Annotated in this window: 2 protein-coding genes; both read left to right on the top strand. The window is 72.9% G+C overall.

The features are described from left to right. Nucleotides 1–169: 169 nt before the first annotated feature. Nucleotides 170–865 carry a DNA-3-methyladenine glycosylase gene (locus tag SACPADRAFT_RS0200370; RefSeq protein WP_007025023.1) on the top strand — a complete coding sequence of 232 codons (696 nt, stop codon included), beginning with the start codon at nucleotides 170–172 and terminating at the stop codon, nucleotides 863–865. A gap of 52 nt (nucleotides 866–917) precedes the next feature. Then, the gene (gene tyrS / locus SACPADRAFT_RS0200375) at nucleotides 918–2,192 is read left to right on the top strand and encodes a tyrosine--tRNA ligase (protein WP_028662109.1); all 1,275 of its coding nucleotides are present in this window, start codon (nucleotides 918–920) and stop codon (nucleotides 2,190–2,192) included. Nucleotides 2,193–2,355: the final 163 nt, after the last annotated feature.

Here is a 2,355-nt window from a genome sequence, read left to right on the forward strand (position 1 = left end):
GGCTCCGTCGCCTCCCGCGACGCCCGGGGCGGGACCGCCCCCGCCCGCGTCGCCGAACAGCGGGAGCGGCTCGCCTCCCGGATCGACGAGGCCCGCGCCTGGGCCGACACGCGCGTCACCCCCGTCGGCTAGCCTGATCCGGGCGGAGACAGCCGGCGAGGGGAGAACGGTGACGGACCGGAGCACGGACGACACGGACACCCGCCCGGACGGCGCCGTCCCGTCGGAGGACGGGTGGTCGGGGACGTGGCCGCTCGACCGCGACGCGCTCGCCGTCGACCCCGTGGTGCTGGCCCGGGGGCTGCTCGGCCGGGTGCTGGAGTCCCGCACCGACGACGGTGTCGTCCGAATCCGCCTGGCCGAGGTGGAGGCGTACCGCGGCCTGGACGATCCCGCCTCGCACTGCTACCGCGGTCGCACCCCGCGCAACGAGGTGATGTGGGGCCCACCGGGCCACCTCTACGTCTACTTCGTGTACGGCATGCACTTCTGCGCCAACATCGTCGGGCTCACCGACGGGGAACCCGGCGCGGTGCTGCTGCGCGCCGGGGAGGTGCTCACCGGACGGGAACTGGCCCGCCGGCGCCGCCCCACCGCACGCGGCGGCGGGGCGGTCGCCAAGGGGCCCGCCGTGCTGACCTCCCTGCTCGGTCTGGACCGCGCGCACAACGGAACCGACCTGACCGACCCGGACTCCCCGGTGCGGCTGCTCGACGTCCCACCGGTGCCCGAGGACGCCGTGCGCGTCGGGCCCCGGGTCGGTGTCGCCGCCGCCAAGGACGTCCCGTGGCGGTTCTGGATCGACGGTTCCCCCGCGGTGAGCACCTACCGGCGCCACGCGCGCCGGGCCCGTCCCCGCGCCTGACCGGGTCGCCGCCCGGGCGCGAGCGGTGCGGCCGGTGCGCGACAATGTCGACGTGAGTGAGCACATTCTCGACGAGCTGTCCTGGCGCGGTCTCATCGCGCAGTCCACCGATCCCGAGGCGATGCGCCGGGAACTGGACTCCGGGCGCATCGCGGTCTACGGCGGCTTCGACCCCACCGCCCCCAGCCTGCACGCGGGTCACCTCGTCCAGATGCTCGTGCTGCGCCGGTTCCAGGACGCGGGACACCGGCCCGTCCTGCTGGCGGGGGGCGGTACCGGCCTGATCGGCGACCCCCGCGAGGTCGGGGAGCGGACGCTGAACTCCGAGGAGCAGGTCCGGGAGTGGGCGGGCAGGCTGCGGGGGCAGCTGGCCCGGTTCGTGGACTTCGACCACCCGGACGTCCCGCCGATCGAGGTGAACAACCTCGACTGGCTCGGATCCATGAGCGTGCCCACCTTTCTGCGGGACGTGGGCAAGCACTTCTCGGTGAACACGATGCTGTCCCGGGACACGGTCCGGCGCAGGCTCGAGGGCGAGGGCATCTCCTACACCGAGTTCAGCTACATGCTCCTGCAGGCGACCGACTACCGCGAGCTGTTCGACCGCTACGGCGTCCGGCTGCAGATCGGCGGATCCGACCAGTGGGGCAACATCGTGGCCGGGGTCGACCTGGTGCGCCGGGTGTACGGCGAACAGGTGCACGCGCTGACCACACCGTTGATCACCGACTCCGAGGGGCACAAGCTCGGCAAGTCCACCGGCGGCGGCAACGTGTGGCTCGACCCCGCGATGACCTCGCCGTACGCCTGGTACCAGTACTTCGTCAACGTGGCCGACGCGGACGTGGTGCCGTACCTGAAGCTGCTGACCTTCCTCGACGCCGACGAGATCGGCGAGCTGGAGACGGCGACGCGGGACCGTCCCGCGGCGCGGGAGGCGCAGCGCCGGCTGGCGCGCGAACTGACCGACCTCGTGCACGGCCCGGAGCAGACCCGCAAGGTCGTGGCGGCCAGCCAGGCGTTGTTCGGCCGGGGGGAGTTGCGCGAGCTGGACGAGGCCACCCTCGATGCGGCGATGTCCGAGGTGCCCACCGGGGAGGTCAAGCTCGACGACGCGCCCACGGTGGTCGACCTGCTCGTCGCGGCCGGGGTGGTGGACAGCAAGGGCGCCGCACGCCGGACCGTGAAGGAGGGCGGCGCCTACGTGAACAACAGCAAGATCACCGACGAGGGCTGGCAGCCCGCGGCCACCGATGCCCTGCCCGGACGCTGGCTCGTCGTCCGTCGCGGCAAGCGGACCCTCGCGGGCGTGCGACTCGTCGCCTGACCCTTGGACACTTCCGTCCTGCGACGGCCCCTCCCGCCGGTGTGCGGGAGGGGCCGTCGGCTTTCCACCTCCGAGTGGGCGTTGACCAGGGGAAATGTCGTAAAGGGACCCCCCTTTCGGGTGGGGTTGGGCGGGTGTGTAGTGTTTACTTCGTCGCCGGGGA

The sequence above is a fragment of the Saccharomonospora iraqiensis subsp. paurometabolica YIM 90007 genome, assembly GCF_000231035.2.
GTDB lineage: Bacteria > Actinomycetota > Actinomycetes > Mycobacteriales > Pseudonocardiaceae > Saccharomonospora > Saccharomonospora paurometabolica.